General features: G+C 48.3%; 20 protein-coding genes and 2 riboswitches. Of the genes, 18 read left to right on the top strand and 2 right to left on the bottom strand.

All coding sequences use genetic code 11. The features are described 5' to 3' along the window. Nucleotides 1-119: 119 nt before the first annotated feature. The 12 genes from Q0V21_RS29610 to Q0V21_RS29555 all read left to right on the top strand — a co-directional run bounded on the left by Q0V21_RS29610 (nucleotide 120) and on the right by Q0V21_RS29555 (nucleotide 15,167). The gene (locus tag Q0V21_RS29610) at nucleotides 120-2,216 is read left to right on the top strand and encodes a methyl-accepting chemotaxis protein (RefSeq protein ID WP_301881953.1); all 2,097 of its coding nucleotides are present in this window, start codon (nucleotides 120-122) and stop codon (nucleotides 2,214-2,216) included. Nucleotides 2,217-2,404: 188 nt separating this feature from the next. Further along, nucleotides 2,405-3,697: an arsenic transporter gene (locus Q0V21_RS29605; RefSeq protein WP_301881952.1), complete on the top strand. Its 1,293-nt coding sequence runs from the start codon at nucleotides 2,405-2,407 to the stop codon at nucleotides 3,695-3,697. 757 nt (nucleotides 3,698-4,454) lie between these two features. Then, on the top strand, nucleotides 4,455-5,381 hold the full coding sequence (locus Q0V21_RS29600) for a phosphate ABC transporter substrate-binding protein PstS family protein (protein WP_301881951.1): 927 nt from the start codon (nucleotides 4,455-4,457) through the stop codon (nucleotides 5,379-5,381). Between the two features lie 142 nt (nucleotides 5,382-5,523). After that, complete coding sequence (pstC, locus tag Q0V21_RS29595; protein WP_143805458.1) at nucleotides 5,524-6,432, top strand: phosphate ABC transporter permease subunit PstC; 909 nt, start codon at nucleotides 5,524-5,526, stop codon at nucleotides 6,430-6,432. Between the two features lie 2 nt (nucleotides 6,433-6,434). Next, a complete protein-coding gene (gene pstA, locus Q0V21_RS29590) occupies nucleotides 6,435-7,322 on the top strand; it encodes a phosphate ABC transporter permease PstA (RefSeq protein WP_024632234.1) in 888 nt (295 codons plus the stop codon). A gap of 12 nt (nucleotides 7,323-7,334) precedes the next feature. Then, nucleotides 7,335-8,090 (top strand): phosphate ABC transporter ATP-binding protein PstB, encoded by a 756-nt coding sequence (gene pstB / locus Q0V21_RS29585; RefSeq protein ID WP_024632233.1) that lies wholly within the window; start codon nucleotides 7,335-7,337, stop codon nucleotides 8,088-8,090. Between the two features lie 234 nt (nucleotides 8,091-8,324). Beyond that, on the top strand, nucleotides 8,325-9,416 hold the full coding sequence (locus Q0V21_RS29580) for a phosphotransferase enzyme family protein (protein ID WP_301881948.1): 1,092 nt from the start codon (nucleotides 8,325-8,327) through the stop codon (nucleotides 9,414-9,416). 29 nt (nucleotides 9,417-9,445) lie between these two features. Continuing rightward, nucleotides 9,446-10,723, top strand: coding sequence for an MFS transporter (locus Q0V21_RS29575; protein ID WP_301881946.1), 1,278 nt, complete (start codon nucleotides 9,446-9,448; stop codon nucleotides 10,721-10,723). Between the two features lie 338 nt (nucleotides 10,724-11,061). Further along, nucleotides 11,062-11,185, top strand: a riboswitch (glycine riboswitch). Nucleotides 11,186-11,189: 4 nt separating this feature from the next. Then, nucleotides 11,190-11,331: riboswitch (glycine riboswitch) on the top strand. 112 nt (nucleotides 11,332-11,443) lie between these two features. Continuing rightward, entirely contained in the window at nucleotides 11,444-12,133 is a 690-nt protein-coding gene (gene sdaAB, locus Q0V21_RS29570) for an L-serine ammonia-lyase, iron-sulfur-dependent subunit beta (RefSeq protein WP_024632230.1), read from the top strand. Continuing rightward, on the top strand, nucleotides 12,123-13,073 hold the full coding sequence (gene sdaAA, locus Q0V21_RS29565) for an L-serine ammonia-lyase, iron-sulfur-dependent, subunit alpha (RefSeq protein WP_024632229.1): 951 nt from the start codon (nucleotides 12,123-12,125) through the stop codon (nucleotides 13,071-13,073). Before sdaAB ends, sdaAA begins: the two co-directional genes overlap by 11 nt. A 256-nt stretch (nucleotides 13,074-13,329) precedes the next feature. After that, nucleotides 13,330-14,547 (top strand): YhgE/Pip domain-containing protein, encoded by a 1,218-nt coding sequence (locus Q0V21_RS29560; protein ID WP_179132760.1) that lies wholly within the window; start codon nucleotides 13,330-13,332, stop codon nucleotides 14,545-14,547. A 107-nt stretch (nucleotides 14,548-14,654) separates the two neighbouring features. Next, nucleotides 14,655-15,167: a PadR family transcriptional regulator gene (locus tag Q0V21_RS29555; protein WP_301881941.1), complete on the top strand. Its 513-nt coding sequence runs from the start codon at nucleotides 14,655-14,657 to the stop codon at nucleotides 15,165-15,167. A gap of 147 nt (nucleotides 15,168-15,314) precedes the next feature. On the opposite strand, the gene Q0V21_RS29550 is transcribed toward Q0V21_RS29555, so the two are convergent. Continuing rightward, nucleotides 15,315-17,069 carry an alpha-glycosidase gene (locus Q0V21_RS29550; RefSeq protein ID WP_301881939.1) on the bottom strand — a complete coding sequence of 585 codons (1,755 nt, stop codon included), beginning with the start codon at nucleotides 17,067-17,069 and terminating at the stop codon, nucleotides 15,315-15,317. A 210-nt stretch (nucleotides 17,070-17,279) separates the two neighbouring features. Between Q0V21_RS29550 and Q0V21_RS29545 the strand changes: the two genes are divergently transcribed. From Q0V21_RS29545 to Q0V21_RS29520, 6 genes are all read left to right on the top strand, one after another. Next, complete coding sequence (locus tag Q0V21_RS29545; protein WP_079348744.1) at nucleotides 17,280-17,963, top strand: response regulator transcription factor; 684 nt, start codon at nucleotides 17,280-17,282, stop codon at nucleotides 17,961-17,963. A gap of 14 nt (nucleotides 17,964-17,977) precedes the next feature. Continuing rightward, a complete protein-coding gene (locus Q0V21_RS29540) occupies nucleotides 17,978-19,507 on the top strand; it encodes a HAMP domain-containing sensor histidine kinase (protein ID WP_143805460.1) in 1,530 nt (509 codons plus the stop codon). An 82-nt stretch (nucleotides 19,508-19,589) separates the two neighbouring features. Next, complete coding sequence (locus tag Q0V21_RS29535) at nucleotides 19,590-20,504, top strand: ABC transporter ATP-binding protein (protein ID WP_079348746.1); 915 nt, start codon at nucleotides 19,590-19,592, stop codon at nucleotides 20,502-20,504. Continuing rightward, complete coding sequence (locus Q0V21_RS29530; RefSeq protein WP_079348747.1) at nucleotides 20,501-21,217, top strand: ABC transporter permease; 717 nt, start codon at nucleotides 20,501-20,503, stop codon at nucleotides 21,215-21,217. Before Q0V21_RS29535 ends, Q0V21_RS29530 begins: the two co-directional genes overlap by 4 nt. A 1-nt stretch (nucleotide 21,218) precedes the next feature. Further along, nucleotides 21,219-21,953, top strand: a complete 735-nt coding sequence (locus Q0V21_RS29525) for an ABC transporter permease (protein WP_079348748.1) — start codon at nucleotides 21,219-21,221, stop codon at nucleotides 21,951-21,953. Between the two features lie 282 nt (nucleotides 21,954-22,235). Further along, a complete protein-coding gene (locus tag Q0V21_RS29520; RefSeq protein ID WP_301881936.1) occupies nucleotides 22,236-24,950 on the top strand; it encodes a PAS domain S-box protein in 2,715 nt (904 codons plus the stop codon). A gap of 130 nt (nucleotides 24,951-25,080) precedes the next feature. Here Q0V21_RS29520 and Q0V21_RS29515 read toward each other — a convergent pair whose 3' ends face one another. Further along, nucleotides 25,081-26,034 (bottom strand): L-lactate dehydrogenase, encoded by a 954-nt coding sequence (locus tag Q0V21_RS29515; RefSeq protein ID WP_301881934.1) that lies wholly within the window; start codon nucleotides 26,032-26,034, stop codon nucleotides 25,081-25,083. Nucleotides 26,035-26,128: the final 94 nt, after the last annotated feature.

Below are 26,128 nucleotides of genomic sequence, written 5' to 3'. Positions count from 1 at the left end.
TATATAGGATAGGCCTTCAGACTGCAGCGGTCTCTATAGGACACCGTATTTAATCAGGTTGGAGAGGTCCTACATAAAAAGAAAAAGGGCAGATTTATATTTGGAGGGGGAGAAGCAAGATGAATAACATTCGGGGGAATGAGCAAGAAAAGGCAGCAAGCAAGTTAGCCAAGCCAAAAGATAATAAACCGAAAAAGAAAAACAAAAAGAAAAAAGGCTTCGTCTGGAGCATAAGGAACAAATTATTGGTATCCTTTCTGGCGGTGCTGCTCTTGCCGAGTCTAACCATTGGAATGGTTACGCTCCTTATCGCGGACCATACGGTGGAAGACCAATTGATGGACAGTGCCAAACAAAGTGTAGACACAACGAATTCAATCATTGGCACACATGTGGATGCGAAGACTCATGATATCAACTATTTTGCCGGTTTGATTGAGAAAGACATGATTAAAGGACAAAATGAAAGTCCTGAGCTTGAAATGAAGTTGAAGCAGTATCTGGGTTTACATCCAGATGCTTTAAATATTTTTGTGGGAACCAAAGAGGGAATCATGGTCCGTGGTAAGGAATCTGCGGGAAGCTCACAAGGGTCCGCTTATGATCCCCGGGAACGCGAATGGTACAAGCTAGCAATGGAGAAGCCAGGTACTACAGTAGTTTCACCTGTATCCAAAAATACGGACGGCATTGCTGTTGTTTTTGTCTCCAAAACGCTTGATGATCAATCGGGTGTCGTTGGTTTGTCCATGGATCTGACAGAGCTGCGAGAACAGGCATCCATTAAGGTTGGCAAAGAAGGGTATATCATCATCATGGATGCGGACAAAAATTATATCGTGTCTCCAGTCATGGAAGCCGGTACACAAGAACCGACAACCGTTCTGGATCCAATGTATGGGAGCGAGGAAGGTGAGTTCAGCTATATCTATAATGATGATCCCAAAACGATGATTTTCTCTACTAATGAAGTAACCGGGTGGAAGATTGGCGGCACAATGTTCCAAAGTGAAGTATCCAATGCAAGTAAGGATATTCGGGTGGCTACTATAATCGTTATCCTGTCTGCCACAATACTTACGCTGGTCTTCATTATCTGGCTAACGCGTTCCATGTTGCGTCCGATCAAGCGTCTGCAGGAATCCGCGAGAGCCGTAAGTAAAGGCGACTTGACGGTGAAATTGGAGACCAGACGCAAAGATGAAGTTGGCGAGCTGGCGAAGTATTTTGAACGGATGGTCGACAATCTGCGCATGATGATTCTGGGTGTACAGGAGACGGCAGAGCAGGTCTCTGCCTCCTCACAGGAATTGTCCGCTAGTGCAGATCAAACGACCAAAGCTATTGAGCACTCAACGATGGCCATTCAGGAACTTGCCGAGGGTGCAGAGCAGCAAGTGAAGAGTGTAACAGATGGATCAGGACAAATGAGCCAAATGGCGGAAGATGTTCGGATGATGTCCGAGCGTGTGCAATCCATTACAACGAACATGCGGCATACATCCGGAGCTGCCTATTCAGGTAATGAAGCTGCAGGTGAGGCGGTGGAGCAGATGAATAGCATTCAGGAAACGGTGGAACAACTGGCGACGGTGATCCAATCACTGAATGTACGCTCCGTTGAGATTGGCAGCATGGTAGATGTGATTGCCACAATCTCGAAGCAGACCAACCTGCTAGCGTTGAACGCTTCCATTGAAGCGGCTAGAGCGGGTGACGCGGGTCGTGGCTTCGCTGTCGTAGCGGGAGAGGTACGCAAGCTTGCGGAAGAATCGGGAAGCTCGGCAGCACAAATTGGAGAATTGGTTCATAATATTCGTCAGGATATGGATGCTGCTCTGAGCGCTATGGAAGCAGCTCAGGCACGGGTTGGAGACGGACTTCAAGCTGTGAACACGTCCGGACAATCCTTTGCTCAGATTCGGGAGGCTGTGGAGGATGCTGCTCATACGCTGGATGATTTGTCCGAAACGACAAAGCAACTGGAGAGCGGCGCTTCCAACGTTGCCAAAGCAATGAACGATATCTCCATCGTGACCCAAGAATCTGCTGCAAATACGGAATCGGTCTCGGCATCTTCTCAGGAACAGCTGGCATCCGTAGAGGAGATCGCTTCATCTTCAGCACATCTGAACAGTATGGCGGAGCAATTACAAGGGTTGCTGGGTATGTTCAAAATGGTGGAGGACACAGCGAAAGATGGGGACAAGTCCTAACCATTAGACGATAATATTTCACCGCAGTTTCTACAGAGATTAGAAGGAAATAAAGATAGACTTTTCTCCTGCAGCCCTGTATAACTATTTCGTGGTTTACGCGTATGAATTGCGGTGTAATCATATCTGGCAGACCAGTCACATATCATGCTCCAAACATGATGAATATAGCGGGCGCAGGAGGCTTTATGACATATGTTGCAATTCTGATTTTTGTCCTGACCATCACGCTGGTTATCTGGCAGCCTCGTGGATTGGGCATCGGATGGTCCGCCATGGGCGGGGCTTTGCTAGCCTTAATATGTGGTGTTGTCAGTCTGAACGATGCATCTGATGTAGCTTCCATTGTATGGAATGCAACACTGGCTTTTGTTGGTATCATCATGATCTCGCTAATACTCGATGAGACAGGTTTCTTCGAATGGGCTGCTCTTCATATGGCAAGGCTGGCAGGAGGAAATGGCCGCAGGCTGTTCATCTATTCTATTTTGCTCGGGGCGGCGGTGTCCGCTCTCTTCGCCAATGATGGTGCAGCGCTAATTCTTACCCCGATTGTGCTGGCGATGGTACGGGCATTGAAATTCGATGAGCGTATGGTGCTCGCCTTTGTTATGGCTAGTGGATTTATCGCGGATACAACTTCGTTGCCGCTGGTTGTCAGCAATCTGGTCAATATCGTTTCTGCCGATTATTTTGGTATTACATTTGTGGAATATGCGGTGCGGATGATTGTGCCGAATCTATTTTCCATCGTGGCGAGTACAGGGATGCTGTTCTTGTTTTATCGCAAAAGCATCCCGCTTCGCTACGATATCACATCAGCACGTGATCCACAGGAAGCCATTCGTGATCCGCGGATGTTCCGCATCGCCTGGTTCATGCTGGTGCTGTTACTAGTTGCCTATGCATCCAGTGAGTTTTTGCCGATTCCGGTATCGGTTATCGTCGGTGCAGTGGCTCTTTTGTTCGCCATATTAGCCAGAAAGAGCGAAGCTGTGAACATGAAACGCGTAATCAAGGAGGCTCCATGGTCCATTGTGGTGTTCTCGGTGGGCATGTATATCGTGGTGTACGGACTGCGCAATGCCGGATTAACCGATTACCTGAGCCGCTGGCTTGACGCGATAGCAGACCATGGTCTGCTGGCTGCTTCAATTGGCATGGGCATGATTGCAGCGGTGTTGTCATCCGTAATGAACAATCTGCCCACCGTGTTAATTAACCTATTAGCGATTCAGGGTGCACATACCGAAGGCATTGTGCGTGAGGCGCTAATCTATGCCAATGTTATTGGATCTGATCTAGGCCCCAAAATGACACCAATCGGCTCACTCGCCACATTACTGTGGCTCCATGTGTTATCCCGCAAAGATGTGAAGATCACATGGGGATATTATTTTAAGGCAGGCATCATCTTAACCATTCCCACACTCTTAATTACTTTGGCCGGATTGGCTTTATGGTTATGGATTTTGGGTTAGTACAATCGTATTTTACATTAGCAATTCTCATATGATCCAACTTATTGTATAAAGCTGCTCTCATGCGCTGGTGCTCCACACTGGCTATGAAGCAGTTTTTTATTTCTTCTATAGAAGAAATAATTCTCTCTCTACATTAAAGGATGTAAACAAAGGCCAGCATCTATATAGCTGGCCTTCTCTTTTTGCCATCCCCAGGAGGCTGAGGATTAAAATGCCTGTGACACAACCAGCGCTGATTCAGCGCAGGGAACGAAACGATTGTGTAAAAGCGAAGCTTATTCTGTGTAAGGATTTTCCTTGTAAGAAAAGATCAAAATTATCTTTTGTTCTTGATGGGTAGATAAAACACCGAACGTAGTGGAGGGGACGGAATCGATTCTGAAGAAGCGGCAGCGTTCGCCTTTGTCTCCGAATTTTAACATTATAAATATCAGATCAAAAAAAATTGGAGACAACAGCGATCGGAAGAACGATCCGTAACCGGAACGGCCACCCGAAAATATTAGCGATTTATTCATTAAGTGATAAAAATCTGGACACAATATGGATTGAAACAACATCCGTTCCCGAAGTACCCACTTCAGCAAGCAATTTGTCTCAAATGCATTTCGATCCACAGCCCAACATTTTTAACACTGCGTTTACAAAACATTGATTTTGAGATGACATAACGAAACTACAATGAATAAAGAGTTGATGGTGAACAAAAATAAAAGCAAATCACCGTCACTAAATTGGGGGAGGAAAAGAAAACATGTTTAAAAAGTTGCCGTTCATTTTGATGACCTTAACGATCGTACTGGTTCTCGCAGCATGCGGATCGAAAAATGACGCTGGTACAGAGGGTGCCACAGACAATGGATCAGGAGAAACTGCTACTGAACTTAGCGGGAACATTCTGGCTGTTGGTTCAACAGCACTGCAACCTCTGGTAGAGCAAGCTGGACAAAAATTTATGGCAGTTGATGAATATAAGAACGTAACGGTACAAGTGCAAGGCGGCGGTAGTGGTACTGGTTTGACACAAGTATCTGACGGACAAGCTACAATCGGTAACTCTGACGTATTCGCAGAAGAGAAGATTGATGACGCAGCAAAAGTAAGCGAACTGAAAGATCACCAAGTAGCTGTTGTAGCAATTGCACCAGTAAGCAACAAAGATGCAGGTGTACAAGATTTGACGAAGCAACAACTGATCGACATTTTCTCTGGTAAAATCACAAACTGGAAAGATGTTGGCGGTAAAGATCAAGCCATCGTTATCGTAAACCGTCCTAGCAGCTCCGGTACTCGTGCAACATTCGAGAACTTTGCACTGGGAACAAAAGTTGAAGATATCCAAGGTTCGATTCAGGAAGATTCCTCCGGTACAGTTAAAAAGCTCGTAGCTGAAACGCCAGGCGCAATTGGTTATCTGGCTCTGTCCTACCTGGATGACAGCCTGCAAGTTTTGAAATACGAAGGTGTAGAAGCAACAGTTGAGAACGTTGAAGCAGGAACTTATCCGGTATGGGCTTACGAGCACATGTACACAAAAGGTGACCCGGATGCAGCAACACAAGCATTCCTCGACTACATCCTGAGTGACGAAATTCAACAAAACGACGTGACGGAGCTTGGTTACATCCCAGTATCCGGCATGAAAGTAAAACGTGACGCAGCAGGTACTGTAACTCAATAATCTTTGAACTTGCGCATACAGCGAGAGAGGCGGACCCAGGTCCTGCCTCTTTGCGCGGTTTGCTCTGGAATTATCCCATATTTTGCATGAATTCTACTATAGAAGGATGGTTGTTATGGAACAGACCGAAGGGGGAACGGTAATGAACAACAAGTTGAAACCGCGCCGGCCCTTGAGAGAAAAGCATTATTGGGAAGAGTGGACGGGACGGATCTATACGTCGATTTGTGTCGTTTTCCTGATCGTTGTCATGTTTTCCATCGTTTATTTTGTAGCGTCCAAAGGCTTATCGACCTTTTTCCAGGATGGCGTAAGTTTACGCGAATTTTTATCCGGCAAAACGTGGAATCCAACGGGGGAACCCGCTGCCTATGGAGCTTTACCGTTCATTACAGGGTCATTCATAACAACATTTCTTGCTGCTCTGATCGCAAGTCCACTTAGCTTGTGCGCAGCGCTCTTCATGACCGAGATTGTACCGGGTAAAGGTAAAAAAATATTGCAACCTGCGATTGAGCTGCTGTCCGGTATTCCTTCCGTTGTATACGGATTTATCGGTCTCAGTGTTATCGTTCCTTTGTTGCGCAGCATGTTTGGCGGAGCCGGCGTCGGAATTGCAGCCGGATGTTTGGTTCTGTCCGTTATGATTTTGCCTACTGTAACAAGTATTATGGCAGATGCACTGTCTTCACTGCCGAAAGGTCTGCGTGAATCGTCCTATGCATTGGGTGCAACTCGCTGGCAAACAATCTATCGTGTCATTATCCCTACGGTTCTTCCAGCTTTGCTGACAGGTATTGTACTTGGTATGGCTCGCGCATTTGGTGAAGCTCTTGCCGTACAGATGGTTATCGGTAATGCACCGCATGTGCCGACATCCCTGCTCGAATCGGCTTCAACGTTAACGAGTGTAATCACCCTAAGTATGGGTAACACCACAATGGGATCCGTTCATAATAATGCACTGTGGAGTATGGCGCTTGTCCTGCTGGTGATGACCTTTGTCTTCGTCATTCTGGTTCGCCTGCTTGAAAGGAGGAACCGGGTATGAAAATGAAGGCTAAAACGGTAGATAAAGTTGCCACTTCCATTATCGTTGTTCTGGCTTTGTTCATTGTTGTTCTCTTGCTCGGTTTGCTTGGCTTCATTCTGGTACGTGGGATTGGCCAGATTAACTGGCACTTCCTGACCAGTGCACCACAGCTGCTCAAAGGTGGAGGCGGGATTGGACCGCAATTATTCAACTCGATCTTCCTGCTTGTTCTGACCTTGATTATTACCATTCCCCTTGGCTGGGGCGGCGGTATTTATATGGCCGAGTACGCCAAGCCGGGCCGGATTACAAGCTTTATTCGACTGGTTGTCGAAGTGTTATCCTCATTCCCGTCTATCGTCATTGGTTTGTTCGGACTCTTGCTAATTGTTAATACATTTGGTCTCGGATTCTCCCTGTTATCGGGTGCCATGGCCTTGGCTATATTTAATCTTCCACTTATGGTGCGGACAACGGAGCAAGCGTTCCGAGCCGTTCCGAAAGAGCAGAAGGAAGCGGGTCTTGCACTCGGATTGTCCAAATGGAAGATTATCACTTCCATTCTGCTGCCTGTTGCATTGCCCAGCTTAATCACGGGTACGATCCTGGCATCGGGCCGGATCTTCGGTGAAGCAGCAGCTCTGATGTTCACAGCGGGTATGAGTAGTCCGCCGCTGGACTTCACGGACTGGAATCCAACAAGTCCAAGATCGCCGATCAATCCATTGCGTCCGGCAGAGACGCTGGCGGTGCACATCTGGAAAGTAAACAGTGAAGGCATTGGCCCAGACTCCAAAGAAGTAGCAGCTGGCGCTTCAGCCGTGCTTGTACTTCTCGTGCTGGCGTTCAATCTGAGTGCACGCTGGATCGGTCGGGTAGTCTACCGCCGAATGACAGCTTCGAAATAAGGAGGAACCAACATGGCCATACCTTTCGGTACGGAACAGTTAAGCATATATTATGGGCATTTTCAGGCTGTGAAGCAGATCAGCCTGACTTTCCCTGAAGCCAGTGTAACAGCCCTCATTGGCCCATCCGGCTGTGGTAAATCCACGTTCCTGCGGTCGTTGAACCGGATGAACGACGAGATTGCCGGTTCACGTACGGAGGGACATATCTGGATGGACGGCAATGATCTGAATGAGCCGGGTACGGATGTGATCAAGCTTCGCCAAAAGATCGGCATGGTGTGGCAGAAGCCCAACCCGTTCCACAAATCCATCTACAACAATATCGCGTTTGGCCCCCGCTACCGAGGTATCAAGAGTAAGAAGGCACTGGATGAAATTGTGGAAAAAAGCCTGCGTCGCGCTGCGCTCTGGGACGAAGTGAAGGACAGACTGAACGAGTCTGCTCTGGCCCTTTCAGGTGGACAACAACAGCGTCTTTGTATCGCTCGCGCGTTGTCGGTGGATCCGCAGATTTTGCTGCTTGATGAGCCGGCATCTGCACTTGACCCGGTATCTACGGGCAAGGTGGAGGAATTGATCTCGGAGCTCAAGAAAGAGCTGCGGATCGTGATCGTTACCCATAACATGCAGCAGGCGGCACGCATCTCGGATTATACGGCTTATTTTTATCTGGGAAGCATGATTGAACACGGGGATACGGAGCATATTTTCACCAACCCGGACAACCGTCTGACGCAGGAATATATTATGGGACGTTTCGGTTAATTGTTATATTGGATGGAGTAAGAAATAGAGATAGAGATAGATCTATAGAGATAGAAGGAAGCATAACACCCGGGCGAGACAGTTCGGGGGTTATGCTTTTTTTATGTAATTCTACATATGGAATAGTTTGCCAAAATAAAAACAATCATGCTACGATATTTGTAAGCGCCACCTTTAATTTGATAAGAGAAGGAGATGTGGATCATAACTACCCATAAGATATTCCAAGACATCATGGCAATTGAAATTATTTCGCATTATTCTATAGAAAAGCCATCCGTTTCCTTTATCCGACATAATGAAAATCTAACGTACCAAGTGGTGGATGATGTAACCGGACAGAAGTATTTATTGCGTATACATAAAGCCGCTTTTGCAAGCATGACGGGCATCCAGCATACACGACCTGCACTTGAAGCGGAGATGAATCTCCTTCATGAATTACGGGCTACCAGCCCATTGCGAGTGCAGACACCTGTACGCAATACCTCGGGAGAGTGGATCACCGTCTGGTTGGACGAAGCGGGAGAAGAGATCTGTTGTACTGTTCTGGAATGGATTGAGGGCAGGGATATCAAACAGGGAGAACGTCTGACGACAGCACAGATTCATGATTTGGGCGTACAGTTGCAGACGCTACATCAATATGGACGAAGACCAAAGGAAACTCCCAAGCCGCAGGTGGGTTCACAGAAGTCTGAAAGCAGACAGCAGGTGAATGACCGTGAACAGCACGCTGACAAGGCGATCATCCCAGAGATATATACCGATAGCCCCGCCTTGGATCAAACGGGAGTACGACCTGCCTACGGCTCGATCAAAGAGAATCTGGTCATGTTGGAGCAACTGGAGGAAGGCGTTAGACGTGGCATCTTTACTCCTGAAGATTTCGATCTGATCCGTGAGACGTTTGAGAACATTAACCGGCAACTCGAAACGTATCCTCACACTGCCGAGACTTGGGGAGTGATTCACGCGGATATTACCCGCGGCAATCTGCTGGTGACGGATCAGGGCATATCCATGATTGATTTTTGTTTATACGGTTATGGCTACTATCTCTTTGATGCCGGAGGGGCAGCTACGATTTTCAATCGGGAGGAACGGGATATCTTCCTATCGGGTTATACGGAGCAGGCAGAACCACTGACGAAGCGTGATATTCGGTTAATGGAAGGATTCATGCTAATCTTTACGTTTGGCTATTTCGCATTTCAGATGGAGAATGAGTCAAGGTACGAATGGATGAAAGAGCGAATGCCTCTTATTTGCAGCAAATTTTGCAGACCCTATGTACACAATGAGAGCATCTTCTATGAGTTATAATTTGTGATTTCTGTTGGGTGGGAAGCGCTATGAATAACATTCATGAAAAAAGAGTTGCTTCGAAGATTCCGTCTGGTGGCTGGAAGCATGCCGGATTGCTACTTGGCGGAGTGGGCATATCCAATCTAGGTGACTTCATATATATTGTGGCGATTAACCTGATGGTGCTGAATATGACACAGTCCCCAGCGGCAGTCGCAGGGTTATGGATTATCTCGCCAATTGCTTCGGTGTGCACGAAGTTATGGTCAGGCAGTCTGATTGATCGTTATGATCAGCGGCAGCTGATGATTGGTGCCGATATGCTGCGGGCATTGTTGGTGGCGATGCTCCCCCTGATTTCCAGCCTATGGATGATGTATACAGTGATGTTTCTGATCAGTATGTCTTCCTCCATATTTGTCCCTTCCTCTCAGGTGTACATTACCCGGCTGGTACCTGCTGAACGGCGCAAGCGCTTCAACTCTTTGCAAGCCTTAATCAGCTCAGGTGCATTTATTACCGGCCCGGCAGTCGCGGGAGTGATGCTGATTTATTTATCTCCGGCTGCAGCCATTTATGCCAATGCGGTTTCCTTTGCTGCTTCTGCTGTGATTCTATTGTTTCTTCCCAAATTGGGCATTGGAGAACAGAATCAAGGGACGGGAAACAGGCTGACACCTCGGTTGATTGCCCAGGATTGGAGGGCTGTACTGAGCTTTAGCCGGAAGTCGAGCTACGTGGTCGGTATATATGCCCTGTTTCAGATCATTCTGGTGGTCGGCATGTCGCTCGATGCCCAGGAAGTGGTGTTTATCCGTCAGGTGATGAACCTGCCTGAATCGCAGTACGGAGCTTTGATGAGTATCACCGGGATTGGTTATTTGGCAGGCTCCATGCTGGTTTGGCTGTTCGCCAAACATGTGCCGATCCGTCACATGATGGGTGGCGGTGTGCTTCTGGTCGCACTGGGTTATTTCCTGTTCGCCCGTTCGTTCTCGTTTGAACTGGCGGCGTTTGCTTTTATTCTGCTCGGTCTGTGCTCGGCACTGGCGAATACGGGCCTGGTTACCTTTTATCAAAATAATATCCCTGTCGGTCTGATGGGCCGAGTGAGCAGTATACTTGGATTGGGGTTAAGCGTGCTGCAGGTGGTTTCCATTTTGGTTGCAGGCGTGGTGGCAGAGCAGTTGTCGCTTCGTATGGTATATACGGTTGTATCTGGAGTGATGGTGCTGGCAGCGTTGGGATTGTGGGTGACGAGCATGTTTCCTTCCCGAAGCAGGTTTTATGATGAACCGGCGAAGCCCAACTCGATGGTGGGGTGACAGGCAGAAATCCGGCAATTCTAGTACAGAATAATGGTTGCCTGAATACCCGAACCGTTCTGTGGATCTTAACATAGATAGTACTAACCACAGATATTGCTCATAGAAAACAAACAAATGTATACGCTTTCTAAATGAAACGCATTAACACATTCATGTGATAAAAGTTTACAAATCGTTGGTTCATCCTGTTTATAAAATGGAAAAAAGTAAATATTCACAAAGAAATCGTTAAGTTTGTTGACACTGATCTTCCGGTCGATTAATCTTAATGAGAAAGTAATAAAAACTTCAATTATCGTTCTGGTACACGATCAGAATGGTTCCATACAAGCGAATGATAGCGAGCGGGAGAGTCCTGGGCATGCCGAGTAAAAAGGCAGCTGTCGGGCACCGAAGGAGCAAGCTGCTACGCACCCGGCGCAGTGGTTAATCTCTCAGGTAAATGTACCATCGTTGGACGCAACTCTGGAGAGTGCGCGATATGCGCCACCCAAGGGGTATATGGTCAAGCAGCACGGTGTGCAGGGGACATTACCTGTGAATACAGGGCATGCATCAATCCGCCGCGCTTCTTATCATGAAACTCTCAGGTATCGAGGACAGAGAGAGGGCCTTAAGGCCTTCTTCTGTCCTTTTCTTATGTCATCATTCAGTAATAAAGGAACATTATGGGTGTAGGTCTGGATGAAAATGACGATTATAAATGGAGGGTTTGCGATGCGTTTTAAAGACGTTTTTTCAATTATTGGTCCGTCCATGACAGGTCCATCAAGTTCACATACGGCTGGAGCAGCAAGATTGGGTCGAATTGCCCGTCAGTGGTTGGGGTGCACGCCTGAACGTGCCCGATTAACGCTGTACGGCTCCTTCGCCGATACGTATCAGGGGCATGGTACGGATCTCGCATTGATCGGTGGCCTGCTTGATTATGTGACGGATGATCCACGGATTCCGGATGCAGAGCAATATGCAGAGGAAGCGGGTATGGAGGTAGAGTTTTTTACAAGTGGTCTGCCTGCTCCTCATCCTAATACGGTCAAAATTGAGTTATGGCACGGAGACCGCGAATGTTCACTAATCGGTGCTTCCATTGGTGGTGGTAGTGTATCGGTACATGCATTGAATGATTTTCGTGTACAGATCAGCGGAGAGTTTCCGACACTTGTGCTGCGCCATTCGGACAAAGCAGGGGTGCTCGCCTCCGTAACCTCCACAATCAGTTCGTCAGGTGTGAACATCGGGTACATGCAAGTGGATCGGAAAGCGCGGGATGGTGAAGCACTGACGGCGATGGAGATGGATGGTGTGCCGAATCCTGAGATGTTAAACCGTCTGCGGTCGCTGGATCATATGCTGGACATTCGCGTGATTGATTTGAAGAGAGGGGTCGAACCGGATGCGGTTTAAACATCTACATGAACTGAATACCATCTGTACAGCAGAGTCCAAAACCATTGCCGAGCTGATGATCGAAGAGCAGGTTCAGGAGACGAATATCCCGAAAGCGGATGTTGTGCGGCAGATGTCGGATTACTATCAGGTGATGAAGGAAGCTGTTCACAAAGGGCTGACAGAAGATACGACATCACGCAGCGGCTTGACTGGCGGAGACGGCAAAAAAATGGCCGAGTACATTCGTAAAGGCGAGACTTGCTCTGGAGATGCATCTGCACTAGCCATGGCGTATGCCCTTTGTGTATCGGAAGTGAACGCATCCATGGGCCGAATCGTAGCGACACCGACAGCCGGTTCCTGTGGTATCATTCCAGGTGTATTTATCAGCTCCCAGGAGCGTTTTGGCTGGAGTGACGAGCATCTGGTGAACGGTCTGTTCTGTGCGGGAGCGATCGGTTATGTCATTGCCAACAATTCATTTATTTCCGGTGCCGAGGGCGGCTGTCAGGCTGAAGTGGGTTCTGCCATCGGCATGGCCGCTGGAGCGATGGTGGAGCTGCGTGGAGGGACGCCGGAGCAAGTGGTTCATGCAGTAGGTCTTGCGTTAAAAAACACATTGGGCCTTATCTGCGATCCCGTCGCAGGCCTCGTGGAAATTCCGTGCATCATCCGTAACGGACTGGGTGCCGTAACCGCGTTGGCTGCGGCCGACATGGCGCTGGCCGGGGTACGAAGTGCCATTCCGTCTGACGAAGTCATTGATGTCATGCTGGAAGTAGGCAGTGCCATGCCAAGCAGGCACCGTGAAACGGCCCAAGGTGGGCTGGCTCAAACACCAACGGGACGGAAAATGATGGAGAAGCTCGCCAAACCGAAGGCGAAGCGTGCAGAGCCTGAAGTTGAAGCAGAGTCTGAGTCCCCTGCTGAAAACAAACCTGAACCTAAGGCATGACAACCATGAACGAACATGAACTGAATTAACTCGGAGTCTGGATCATAAACGTCGATGCTGCTCCCATCTTGATATGAAAGCCGATACGAATTCTTCCTGATGAAGAGGCGTATCGGCTTTTTTGCTGTTCCAACAAAGAAAAAAATAAATAGGTATTGACGTTTATATATCGATTAGATATATTATTAACTGACATATATCAATATGATATATAGAAAAGCTAAATAACGTAATACAACCTAAGGAGATGAATAAGATGAAACGTGTTTTTCAAACGAGTCTTCTGTTTATGAAAAATGGAGCTACGATTGTCGGGTTGATTACGGCCGTATTATTCCAGGTTTTTTTTAATACCATTTGGCTTAGTGGGTATGATCAGGTTAATGCACGGATGACTCAGCTTGCGGTGACCATTGTGAATGAAGATGGGGCCGCGGCTGAGCCTGTAGCGAAGTCTCTTGCAGCGGGACTTGGCTTTGTGATCAAACCATCCGCATCGATGGAAGAAGCCAGACAGCTGTTAACCGACAGGGATGTATACATGATTATTGAGATTCCATCGGGTTTCATGCAGCAGGCGGGAGATTTATCGCAACCGGTGAAGGTGAAGTATGTGATGAATGAATCCAACGTAGCTACCGTGAAAAGTGTGATGCAGAACGTATCCGCACAAGTTACAGCGACGTTGAACCGTGAAGTACAGCAAAATGGCATTCGTGGAGTGCTGGATCAATCGGGTATGGCTTCCGATCAGGCAAATGCGCTGGCGCTGGGGTTATCTTCCCGGGTGGAGGCAGAAGTGGAACGGCTGAATCCAGTTCAAAACTTTGCCTTTTCGATGGTGCCGATGCTGATTGTGACGGCTACGTTTACAGGTGCGATGCTGCTTGGTATGAATCTGCAAAAAGTGTCTGGAGAACTAAGTAGCAAGGCGGGGAAATGGGAGCGTTTCTGGGCACGCAATATCATCAACCTGGGTGCTGCATTTATCGTATCGCTCGTTGGAGCCGGGATGATGCATGTTATGGGTGTATCATCAGCGGATGGATGGTGGATGTTATGGCTATTTCAGTTGTTGATTACCTTATCTTTTCTATTCGTCGCGCAATTGAGCTTGTTGCTGCTTGGAAATGCCGGGGCTTGGTTAAACAGTGCTTTGCTGCCTCTGCTGATGTTGTCATCGGGCGCAACCATTCCGCGTGATGTCATGTCTGATTTCTATCAACAGATCGGTCATTATCTACCGGCAACCTATGCAGTGGAGGGCATGATGAATCTGGTGCTTGGCGGCAGCGGGATTAGTCATGATGTTCTGCTTCTGGTGGTGATTGGAGCGGCGACGTTGGTTCTGGGTGTGGTGTGCACGTGGATCAAACGCTCGAGTCCTGCACAATCCGGCATTCCTTTAGAATCCAAAGCTGCTGCTGCTCCTGCCGCTCTGGCTGGGAACCTGACTTCGCCTGACCATGGATGACAAACATTTTTCATCCCTTGGGAACTCAATCGCAGATGCCTGCTGATGTTGAACGTATAAGGGAGGATGTGATACGTTAAGAGGAATTGGAAAGGAGCGGTACACCGATGAACACACAGCATGTCATCCTCGGAATACTGCACAATCAGCCATGTTCCGGATATGAGATCAAGCAGTACTTTGAACAATATTTTTCGTTTTTCTTTGATGCGAGCTTCGGCACCATTTATCCAACACTCGCCAAGATGGAAAAGTCAGGGTTATTGACCAAGGAATCCGTTAGACAAAAAGGAAAACCTGACAAAAATGTGTATACATTAACACCGGAAGGTTCTGCGGAGTTCAGTACCTATTTGATGAGTCCCCTGGAAGCCGAAGTGTTCCGTTCTGATTTTCTGATGCGTCTGTATTTCGGAGAGCTGGCAGATGAAGATACCGTCACAGGGTGGGTCCGGGCGGAGCTGAATCGTAAAGAATTGCTGTATGCCGAGCTGCAGCGCCAGATGAAGCAACTTGGCGAACAAATATCGCCTTCACAGCGTTTATGTATGCAAGTAGGGCTTGTGCAATATGAGGCCACGATTCAATTGCTCAAGCAGCAGTTATCCACGCCACAGTAAATTTCAGTCGTAATCGTGAAATGAATCGATCGGATCATCCATCCATAACGCAGAACAAGCGCTCTACAGAACCATCACAGGTCTGCGAGCGCTTATTTGCGTTGCTTTCAATGTAGCAAATTCCAAGGCCATAACAACATCAAGCTGCTACACGATATCTGTGCTGAGTACAGCATATCCATATGCGGGCAGCTCAACGGCCAGGATTCCCTTTTCCTTGGCTGTACGATAATTCTCCCCAAATAACTCCGTCCAATCCCCGGTGTCCGCCTCCAGCTCGACGATAGCTGTTTCTTCCGAACGATTGAACAGGATCAGAATTCGTTCCTTATCATCCTGTCGTTCCATTACAAGCTGGCTTCCACCTTCACGGGCTTGCAGGAAACGTATGCTGCCTTCCGCACGCAGGGCAGGATGGGCATGGCGAAGTGCAATCAGCTTCTGATAAAAGGTGAACAGCTCACGATCCTGCTTTGCCTCATCCCACTCCATGCATTTCCGACAACCGGGATCATGATCGCCGTCCAGTCCAATCTCGTCCCCATAATAGATGCACGGGGCACCCATATAACTGAATTGGAACAGCGCAGCCAGTTTCATCTTCCGCCGGTCGCCCTCACATAAGGTGAGCAGTCGTGGTGTATCATGACTGTCCAGCAGATTGAACGCCACTTCACTGGCCTGCAGCGGATAGCGGGACAGCTGTCGACCGATGGAGTTCGCGAATTCGTCAGCGTGCATGGCATCTTTTACGAAAAAACGATTTACCGCTTCCGTAAACGGATAGTTCATCGAGGCATCGAACTGGTCGCCTTGCAGCCAGGAGGAGGACTCATTCCATACCTCACCCAAGATATAGGCATCCGGATTCGCAGCCTTAACCACCTTGCGGAAATCTTGCCAGAATGCATTATCCACTTCATCCGCGACATCCAGCCGCCAGCCATCCGTGCCTACTTCCTTGATCCAGTACTCGGCGACCTCCAGCAGATATGCCTTCACTTCAGGATTTTCCGTATTCAGCTTCGGCATATGAGCCTCGAAGCCAAATGTTTCATAGGTAGGAATGCCATCCTTCACATCCAGCGGGAATTCGTGCACATGGAACCAGTCCTTATATTTGGACTTTTCCCCGTACTTTTGCACATCGACAAACGGCGCAAACATCTTCCCGGAATGATTGAACACCGCATCCAGCAACACCCGGATTCCGCGTTTATGGCATAGTTCAACCAGCCGTTTGACCGTATCTGCATCGCCAAAATGCCGATCTACTCGCAGGTAATCTTCGGTATCGTACTTATGATTGGTCGTTGCCTCGAAGATGGGTGTGAAATAAATGGCGTTAATGCCCAACTCTTCAAGGTAATCGAGATGGTCGATAACGCCCTGAAGATCACCGCCAAAAAAGTTAAACGGGGTTGGCTCGCCACCCCAGGGTTCCACATGTTCAGGATCGAGATCCGGGTTGCCATTGGCAAAGCGTTCAGGGAAGATCTGATAGAAAATCGCATCCTTTACCCATGCAGGCGGTGTGAATACAGCTCCGGGATGGAGGTACGGAAACTGGAACATGTGACTGGGATCGTCGGGTTCATGCTCCTGGAAATCCGTTTCGGTCATCCAAATCTGTTCGGAACCATTTTTCAGCAAAAAAGAATACTTCAGCCGATGATACGGAGGCTTTACTTCCCCCTCATAGTAATCGAACATGGAATCGGATGTGAATTTGGTTAAAGGAATCAACGCTTTGGTACGTTCCCAAGCGTATTTGTCCCCGGTCAGGGCATGCACCTCGGTGAGATCATTCTTTTTGGCACGCAGACGCAGACGAATGGTATCCTTATCGTAGGCGTAGGCCCAATTCCGTTTCGGTTGATGATAGATGGCTTCCAGCAGCATTTGAATCTCCTCCTGTTACATATGTAGTATGTCAGCAAGTCGCAGCATTCGATGCAGAATTATGCGAAGCGGTTGATTAAGGTATAATTTAAAATAAAGGACATCCAAAGTTGTATGCTAATCAGCTCGTACATTTTATACAAACAATATACTTGATTATGTTTCAAATATTATTAACCCAAAGGGTGCAGAAAGGAAACGAATACGCGCATGAAAACGAAGTTGTTATATATTGAAGACGATACCGAGATTGCCACATGGGTCAGGGATGACCTGGAGGAGCGAGGTTATGAAGTGGTATGGCTCGCAAGTGGCGAAGGCGCGGCTGAAGCAGCCGGGGGCTGCTCGTTGATTATTCTGGATGTCATGCTGCCGGGATTGGACGGATTTACGGTGGGTCAGCGACTCAAAAAGGAACATCCTACCGTCCCCGTTGTGATGCTCTCAGCCAGAACGTCCATTGATGACAAGCTGCATGGGCTTGATTTTGCTGATGATTATGTAACCAAGCCGTTTCATCCGGATGAACTCGCCGCGCGGATTGAAGTCCAGCTTCGGAAGGCAGGGACTGCGATCTCAGCCGATACCGTGGTGAAGCTGGATCACCTGTCCATCTACGAGAAGGATAACCGAATCGTGAATGAGGAGACGGGAGAAGAAATTATTTTATCGGGGAAACAGTTTCATATCTTCGCTTATCTGCTCAGGCATATGGGCATGATTCGGACCAAAGAGCAGATCTACGAAGCTGTTTGGAACGAGCCTTACCTGGACGGGGACAAGACATTAATGGTCCATATTCGTCATCTGCGCGAGAAGCTGGAGCGTGATCCGGCGAACCCTACGATCATCCAGACCGTTCGTGGTGTAGGGTACCGCGTGAAGAAGCCATGATGAGGAAGTCCGGCATGCGAGGAACACAGGAGAAAGGAAGAGGAAAGGAACGGCATTTCGCGGGAAAACGCAAGCTTCGTTTCGGTCGGTCCCTGATGTCCCGTTATATTATCCTCATTCTGTGTGCGGTTTTGTTTGTTCCGGTCGTTCTTCCGATTGTATCCGTGATTTATGTGGTGGTGGTAAACCAATCGAATACAGGAAATGCAGCACCTTATGGAGACTCCACCCATATTAGTAACCTCTGGTCACAGGCTGCGAAGAAGCTGGATGGGGCGACTCCGGCAGCAATAGATAAACGCATGGAGCAGCTGCACCATAAGTATCCTCTATCTTCCATGTACCGTGTGGATCAGAACGGGAAAACAGTCTTTGTTTTGCCTGGCGAAGGGGTAGTTGTATCCGAGTCTTCATCTAATAATACGACAATAACGACGTTAAAATGGACGTTGGACGATCTGAAAACAGAAAAGACGCAAATTCCTGCGCAATGGAATGTGTCCCAGACGCTGCAATTTATGAAGGACGCATCCTATCGCGATCCCCTGACGGTAGTTGCTTTTGTGGGAGGAAACAGCAAGGACAAGGGACAAGGCTTCATGGTGATTGAGGTGCCCCGTACACTATTGCAGAAACCGCAGAATAACTGGCCTATGGAGCTTCTTTATTTGGGTGCATTGATGATGGTCATCTTTTTGTTCTTCATCGTCATGTCGATCCTGTTCTTCGCGCGGATTCGCAAGCGGCTCATCCGGCTGCAGACCGCGATGATGACCCCGGGCAAGGAGGGCATCCCACTTCCGGTTGATATTCGCAGATTTGATGAGATTGGACAGCTGGAAGAATCATTCAACCAGATGGTGCATCAACTGACGGACAGCCGTCACCGGGAACAGGAGGAAGAGCAGCTGCGCAAACGTCTCATTGCCGGGCTCTCCCATGATCTGCGTACACCCCTGACTGTCATTCGTGGACATATGCATGCTCTGCATAAAGAAGCGCTGAGTGACAAGGGCGTTAGTTCATTGGGACGCATGGAGGCAAAGATGGAAGACCTGGGCGGACTCATCGACAACATGTTATCGTACAATTTGCTTACTAGCGGGAAGTACACCTTGAAACTGGAAGAAAGGGATATACTCCGTATTGTCAGGGAAGCGGCAGCAGCGTGGTATCCCGTTTGGGAGAAAGAACAATTCGACATCGATATTGATTTGCCGGATGAACCTCTGATCTGGCAGGTAGATGAGCAGGGAATGCGTCGGATTCTCGATAATCTGTTCCAGAACGTGATCCGCTATGCGACGGAAGGAAGATACATTGGTATATTCACTGAGCAGATTCAGGGACGAACCGCTCTGGTCATCCGGGATCAGGGTCCGGGCATGCAGTATGAATCGGAAACGAAAGGAACAGGACTTGGCCTGTCGATTGTGGATCTGCTCGTTCGTGAGATGGGGCTGCGCAAGAAGGTGGATAGCTCCGAGGCAGGTGTGCGGGTGTATATTTACAATGGAACGGTTACGGGAAGTGAATTGAAATAACATTTTTTTAAACTAAACTTAAACTTCAGCCGACTTCAGCTTTAACCTTGGAAGGTTACGATGATATCCGAGGTGATTAACAGTGAGTGATAATATTATTCAAACCGCTAACTTATGGAAAACATACCGGGACCGTGCGGCGGTCCGTGAACTTGATCTGCATATTAAAAAGGGAGACATCTACGGCTTCCTTGGTCCCAACGGCGCCGGCAAAACAACAACCATTCGCATGCTCCTTGGCTTAATCAAGCCGACCAAAGGTGTCATCCGTATATTCGACAAGGATATCCGCAAGGATCGCATGGACATTCTGCGACGTGTAGGGTCATTGGTTGAATATCCGTCTTATTATGGACATCTGAACGCGGTGGAGAATCTGGAAACCTTGCGCCGGATATTGGATGTACCCAAATCGAGGATTGCCGAAGTGCTCTCCATCGTGGACTTGACCCGGGATGCCAAACGTTCCGTAAAAGGTTATTCGCTTGGCATGAAACAGCGCCTGGGTATTGCGAGTGCCCTGTTGGGCCAGCCGGATCTGCTGATTTTGGACGAGCCGACGAACGGACTCGATCCGGCAGGCATTCAGGAGATCCGGGAGTTAATCAAACGCATGCCGCTGGAACACGGCATCACCGTGCTGGTTTCCAGCCATTTGCTGAGTGAAGTGGAACAGATGGCGAGCCGGGTCGGCATTATCCGTGAGGGGAAGATGGTCCTTCAGGATACGATCGCCAATCTGCACAGCCAGACGGGCAGCTCTATTCGGCTGACGGTCTCCGAGCCGGAAGAGGCGATGAAGCTGGCAAGAGAGCAGGGACAATTCGGTCAACGTGAAGGCGCGGCGCTCACGTTTCCGTATATGGATAATAGCGCGATTGCACTGCTGGTTCGTCGATTGGTCGAGCAGGACCATGCGGTCTATCGTGTGGAGGAGCACCGTCAATCCTTAGAGGACTTGTTCATGCGGGTCATCGGTGAGGGGGCAAAGGTATGACGGGCCGTGCGTTATCGTCCGATTGGCTCAAAATTCGTGGCAAAGGCATCTGGTTTCTCGTTTTTCTGGCGCCTATTGGTCTCACGGTCATGCAGGCTCTGAACTTCGGGTTGCGTTTGGACTACCTGAAAGAACTGTATGCAGGGAATCTGTGGGAGAGTTTGCTGGAGAATGTAGTTGTGTTTGTACCGCTTGCGTTGATGCTGGGGGCGACAATTCTCAGCTCGATGATCGCAAATGTTGAACATGAACAGGGCTCGTGGAAGCAGCTCCTGGCGATACCGATTACCAGACCTGCGGTATACCTGGCCAAATTTCTGCTCGCTTGTATGCTTCTTATCATCTCCTGTTTGTTATTAACAGCGGGAATCATTGGTCTGGGACTGGTGCTTGGATTCGATGCCGGAGCGATTCCCTGGTCACAGGCAATCAAGCTGGGGTTGCTGCCACTGGCTGGTGCGCTTCCGGTGTTATCGCTGGAGCTGTGGCTTACCATGGTAAACAAAAATCAGGCTCTTCCTGTCACGCTTGGTATTGTACTCGCTGTAATGGGCATGTTCGCACTTAGTATCTCACCGAACTTTCCGCTCGCTTGGGCACAGATGGCTTGGAGCAGCTCGAAGCCTTTCCTGTATGCAGGTATGGGTGTGGGTTCGGGTCTCCTGATCATGTTGCTGGGTATGATGCACTTTAGCCGGAAGGATGTGGCTTAAGATGAGTTTTGCGACGAGCTATTTCCGAATCCTGTCCTCTGAACGCCTCAAAATGGGCAAATCTCCTGTCTGGCTTCTAGTTCTACTGAGTCCGTTAATTGCTTTGCTTATTGGGCTGCTGTCCACTCCTTCCGGTCAATGGAGTGTACTTATGGGCACGATGGTCTTTCTGCATGGTTTGTTATTGCTGCCAATCCTGACCGGTGTATTTACCTCTTTCGTCTGTCGCTTTGAGCATGCGGGGGGAGGATGGAAGCAAATGCTGGTGCTGCCACTTACCCGAACAGGTGTATATGCAGGCAAGCTGACCATCGTGATTTTGCTTCTGGCAGGCACACAATTATTGTTGCTGGGGTCTATTCTGCTGGCAGGTACGATCCAGGGTATGACGGACCCTGTTCCATGGGGATTCCTTACAGGCAAGCTGCTGCTGGGGCTATTTGCTTGTGTGCCACTCGCAGCTCTCCAGATGTTCGTTTCCTTGGTATGGAGCAGTTTTGCCGCTCCGCTGGCATTGAATTTTGCGTTGACCGTACCTAATATTCTGATTATCAACTCGAAGACCTTCGGCCCGTATTATCCTTGGGCGCAGCCCATGATCCTCATGACACCGATAGAAGGCGGAGGCTTCGGAGCATACAATGTTCCGCTTGGGACGTTGCTGGCGGTCGTTGGAGGCAGTGCAGTTCTCTTCATTTTAATCGGAGTTTTGTATTTTAGAAAAAAAGAAATTTGATCCACCTTTTTCAAGGCAGATCGTCGTTAAATAAAGATCCCCATCAACACCGTACGCGGAAAAAAACGTATGGCGTCGATGGGGATTTATTCATTTTAATTTTAAAATATCAAATTTTTAAATGATGAGATTGTAAGCAAATTTGAACTGGAATCTGGTAAAATAAAAAAAAGCTGTTTCTAGGGAGGCTTTCATGGTTATTCGAGGGTAGGCCCATTTCGCCGAAAATTATATTTTTTGGTTGTTAGATGAAGATATAGGCTGAGAAAAGAGGGGTAAGCCTTGGATATTAATAAAACGGAAACCCTAAAGCGTGTTATTTCTGATGGAAGTTATTATCAATCGCTGTTTTTTAATCACCCGGATGCCATATATGTGATGGACATCCATGGAAATCATATTGACGCCAATCCCTCGTTTGAGCGGATATCAGGATATAAAATTGAAGATCTGATCGGAATAAGTCGTGATCGGATCTGTCCTCCGGAAAGTGATCGCCTGAGGAATAAATACATTGGCGAGGTGTTGTCTGGACGTTCCGTCAATGATTCAATGGCTTTTTACCATAAAGATGGTTCTGTTAAACATGCGGAGATTACGTATATTCCCATTACTGTGGGAGAAGAAGTTGTGGGAATATACGGGATTGCCAAAGATGTTACTGAAGTTGTGGCAATTGAACGGAAGCTGCAAGAGACACAGGAGAAATATCAGGTGCTGGCTGATCATGCCCAGGACCTGATCACTACCTGCTCAATAGATGGCAAGCTGTTGTACGTTTCGCCCTCCGTGTATACGTTACTGGGGTATAGACCGGAGGAAGTCACAGGCAAATCCTTCAAGGATTACTGTTACCCCGGAGATTATCCTGACCCGATGGAACTGTCCATGATTGGTAATGGTTGCAAAATGCGAGTGTTGCACAAGAAAGGGCATTATGTCTGGATGGAGACTCTGGCAAAGCCTGTGGCTGGAGATGAGGGCGAGAGTACGCAGATTGTGAGCATTAGTCGGGATATTACCCAGCATAAAGATGCGGAGAGACGGCTGCGGGAGAGTCGTCAGCGTTACAAATCTCTGTTCGAGCATAATCCGGCTGCGGTGTATTCGTTGAGTCTCGAAGGTAAGTATACTGCCGTAAATCGCAATTTGGTCAAAATGCTGAATATTCCTCGAAGCAAGCTGATCGGGCAGTCTTTTCTTTCGAACTTGGACCCATGTGAGGTACACAGCGGACAGGCTTATTTTGAACTGGTGAAGCAGGGCAAACCCCAACACTATGAATCTCGAATCGTGAATTCCGGTGGTAGGAAGGTGGATGTATCCATCATTAATGTCCCCATCATTGTGGATCAGGAACTCGTGGGGGTTTACGGGATTCTGTCGGATATTACGGAACGTAAGGACTATATGGAACAGATTCAGGAGCTTAGCAAACAGCATGCCCTGATCCTCAACTCGGTTACAGAGGGCATCTATGGATTGGACGCAGATGGCATCACCAGGTTTATGAATCCAGCTGCTGCTTCCATGTTCGGCTACGAAGCAGAAGAGTTTGTCGGCAAAAGCTCGCATCCCATTATTCATCATTCACGTGCAGACGGTAGCTATTTTCCAAAAAATGAATGTCCGATTCATATGACCGTGATGGACGGGAAGTGTCGTACAGTAAAGGAGGATGTGTTCTGGCGCAAAGACGGAACCAGCTTTTTGGTGGAATACCAGGTTACACCCATTATCGATGAGGGTCAGATTCGTGGTGCCGTTATCGTGTTCAATGATGTGACTGGTGATCGCGAAATTGTACGCGCCAAGGAAACGGCTGAACTCGCGGCTCAGGCGAAGTCGGAATTCCTGTCCATGGTCAGTCATGAAATTCGTACACCGATGAATGGAATTGTAGGCATGACTGAATTGCTGATCGGCACGGATTTATCGGACGAACAGCGGGAATACGCTGAGATCATTCGTGAGAGCGGCGATGCCCTATTAAATATTTTGAATGACATCCTTGATTTCAGTAAATTGGAGTCCGGGAAAATGGCTCTGGCCTACGAACCGTTCTCGCTGCGCATCATGCTGGAACAGGTTGCGGAGCTTTTCTCCCCTAGAGCGAAAGAGAAGCAGCTGAAGATCCGATATCGACTTAATCCCGATATTCCTGAATATATGGTCGGTGATGCAATGCGTATTCAGCAAATACTCGTTAATCTGGTGAGTAATGCCTTGAAGTTTACGGATCATGGGAGCATCGATGTTACGGTGGATATTATTCGCGGCAATAGACCGGAAGCGAGTGTACTGGATTTTGCGGTGAAGGATACGGGAATCGGCATTCCGGAAGATAAGCTGGATCAGCTGTTCCAGTCCTTCTCTCAACTGCATCCTGTGATTAACCGCAAATATGGCGGGACAGGCCTTGGATTGGTGATTTCGAAGCGGCTTGTGGAGATTATGGGAGGCAGTATCAGTGTGGAGAGTAAAGATGGAGAGGGATCAACCTTCCGCTTCGCTGTGCCTGCCACAAGTGTAGATGCGACCGCAGAGGCAGAGCAATCTGCACGTCAATTTAGTCATGACCGCACACGCCAGGGAGATAAAGTGGCGATACGTATTCTGGTTGCCGAGGATCATCCAGTAAATCGAAAGATTTTAACAGAGTATCTGGAGAAGCTCGGCTATCAGGCGGATGTATGCGCAAATGGAGTCGAGGCTATTGAAGCCATTTCGCAAAATGCCTATGATATTGTCCTGATGGATCTTCAGATGCCTGTTATGGATGGACTGAAAGCGACAGACCTTGTACACCGCTTAATCCCGCAGGAGCGGATTCCGGCTATTATTGCGGTAACCGGAAATGCCAAACGGGAAGACAAGGAAGCTTGCCTGGAGTTGGGCATGCGTGACTTTATAAGCAAACCGATCATGCTGAGCGAACTAAAGCGGGTATTGCAGCAATGGGGGCCGGCAGATGAACCTCAGCTTGCACCAAGCTGAGCCGTCGTCTGAACCAATCAACGACGAACACAAAATACGCCAATAACCTCCTATCCTATCAAGGAGCGTCATTGGCGTATTTATATTGTATGGTCACCTGGTTATAAACGTCTTCGAATGAAGGGAAGGGTTAGACCAGGGTAAGGCGATTGATGCTGCCTGACAAAACCTCACAGGACCGCTCGAATTTCTCACGTTCAGATGCATCCAGATTCAATTCAATAATCTCCTGAATCCCATTCCCGCCAATAATGGCCGGGACACCTGCACAGACGTTGCGCTGTCCGTACTCTCCCTCAAGGATCGCCGAGACTGCAATGATTTTGTGTTCATCATTGAGGATCGAACGGGTAATATGCGCGAGGGCGTTACCGATTCCGAATTGAGTGGACCCTTTGCGAGTGAAAATTTCCCATCCGGCATCTTTCGTTTTGCGGGCGATATCCTCCAGATCCAGATGTTTAAAGCGTTCCTTGTGCTGTTCCATAATGTGCATAATCGGTTTGCCTCCAATGGTGACATGCGACCATGCCACGAACTGGGATTCCCCATGCTCTCCGAGAGCATATCCGTGCACGCTGCGTGGATCGATGGAGAAGACCTCTGACAGCAGTGTTTTGAGGCGGGATGAATCAATAGATGTACCTGTACCGATCACTCGTTCACGCGGAAGGCCAGACAACTTCCATACCATATAAGTTACTATGTCAACCGGATTGGCCGCGATGACAAAAATCCCCCGGAATCCGCTGTCCATAATGGGAACAACGATATCCTTGGCAATGGACTCAGCTTCCTCCAGAATGTCAAGACGAGTCTGTCCTGGCTTCGGATTCGCTCCGGCAGTCAGCACAATGACGTCCATGCTGCCGCAATCTGCATAAGTTCCAGCATATACCTTCGTGCGATTATGTGTGAAGTCCATGCAATGGGAAAAATCCAGCGCCTGTGCAACAGCACGGTCATACGTCCGGTCAACCATCATAATTTCTCTGCATATCGATTGATTAATCATGGAATACGCACAACTTGAACCGACAAGTCCCGCCCCGATCACCGCTACTTTACCTGATTTGCCTAACACTGCCGTTCAGCCCCCGTTTACATTTGATTTATCCGTTCTTCATGGTACTTATGTTAAGTATAGTCCTTTATTTTATGGCAACTATTGCTTCTAC

Source organism: Paenibacillus sp. 11B, assembly GCF_030487755.1.
Taxonomy (GTDB): domain Bacteria; phylum Bacillota; class Bacilli; order Paenibacillales; family Paenibacillaceae; genus Paenibacillus; species Paenibacillus vandeheii.
Note: the sequence above shows the minus strand (reverse complement) of the source record. Positions and strands in the feature narration are given on the sequence as shown.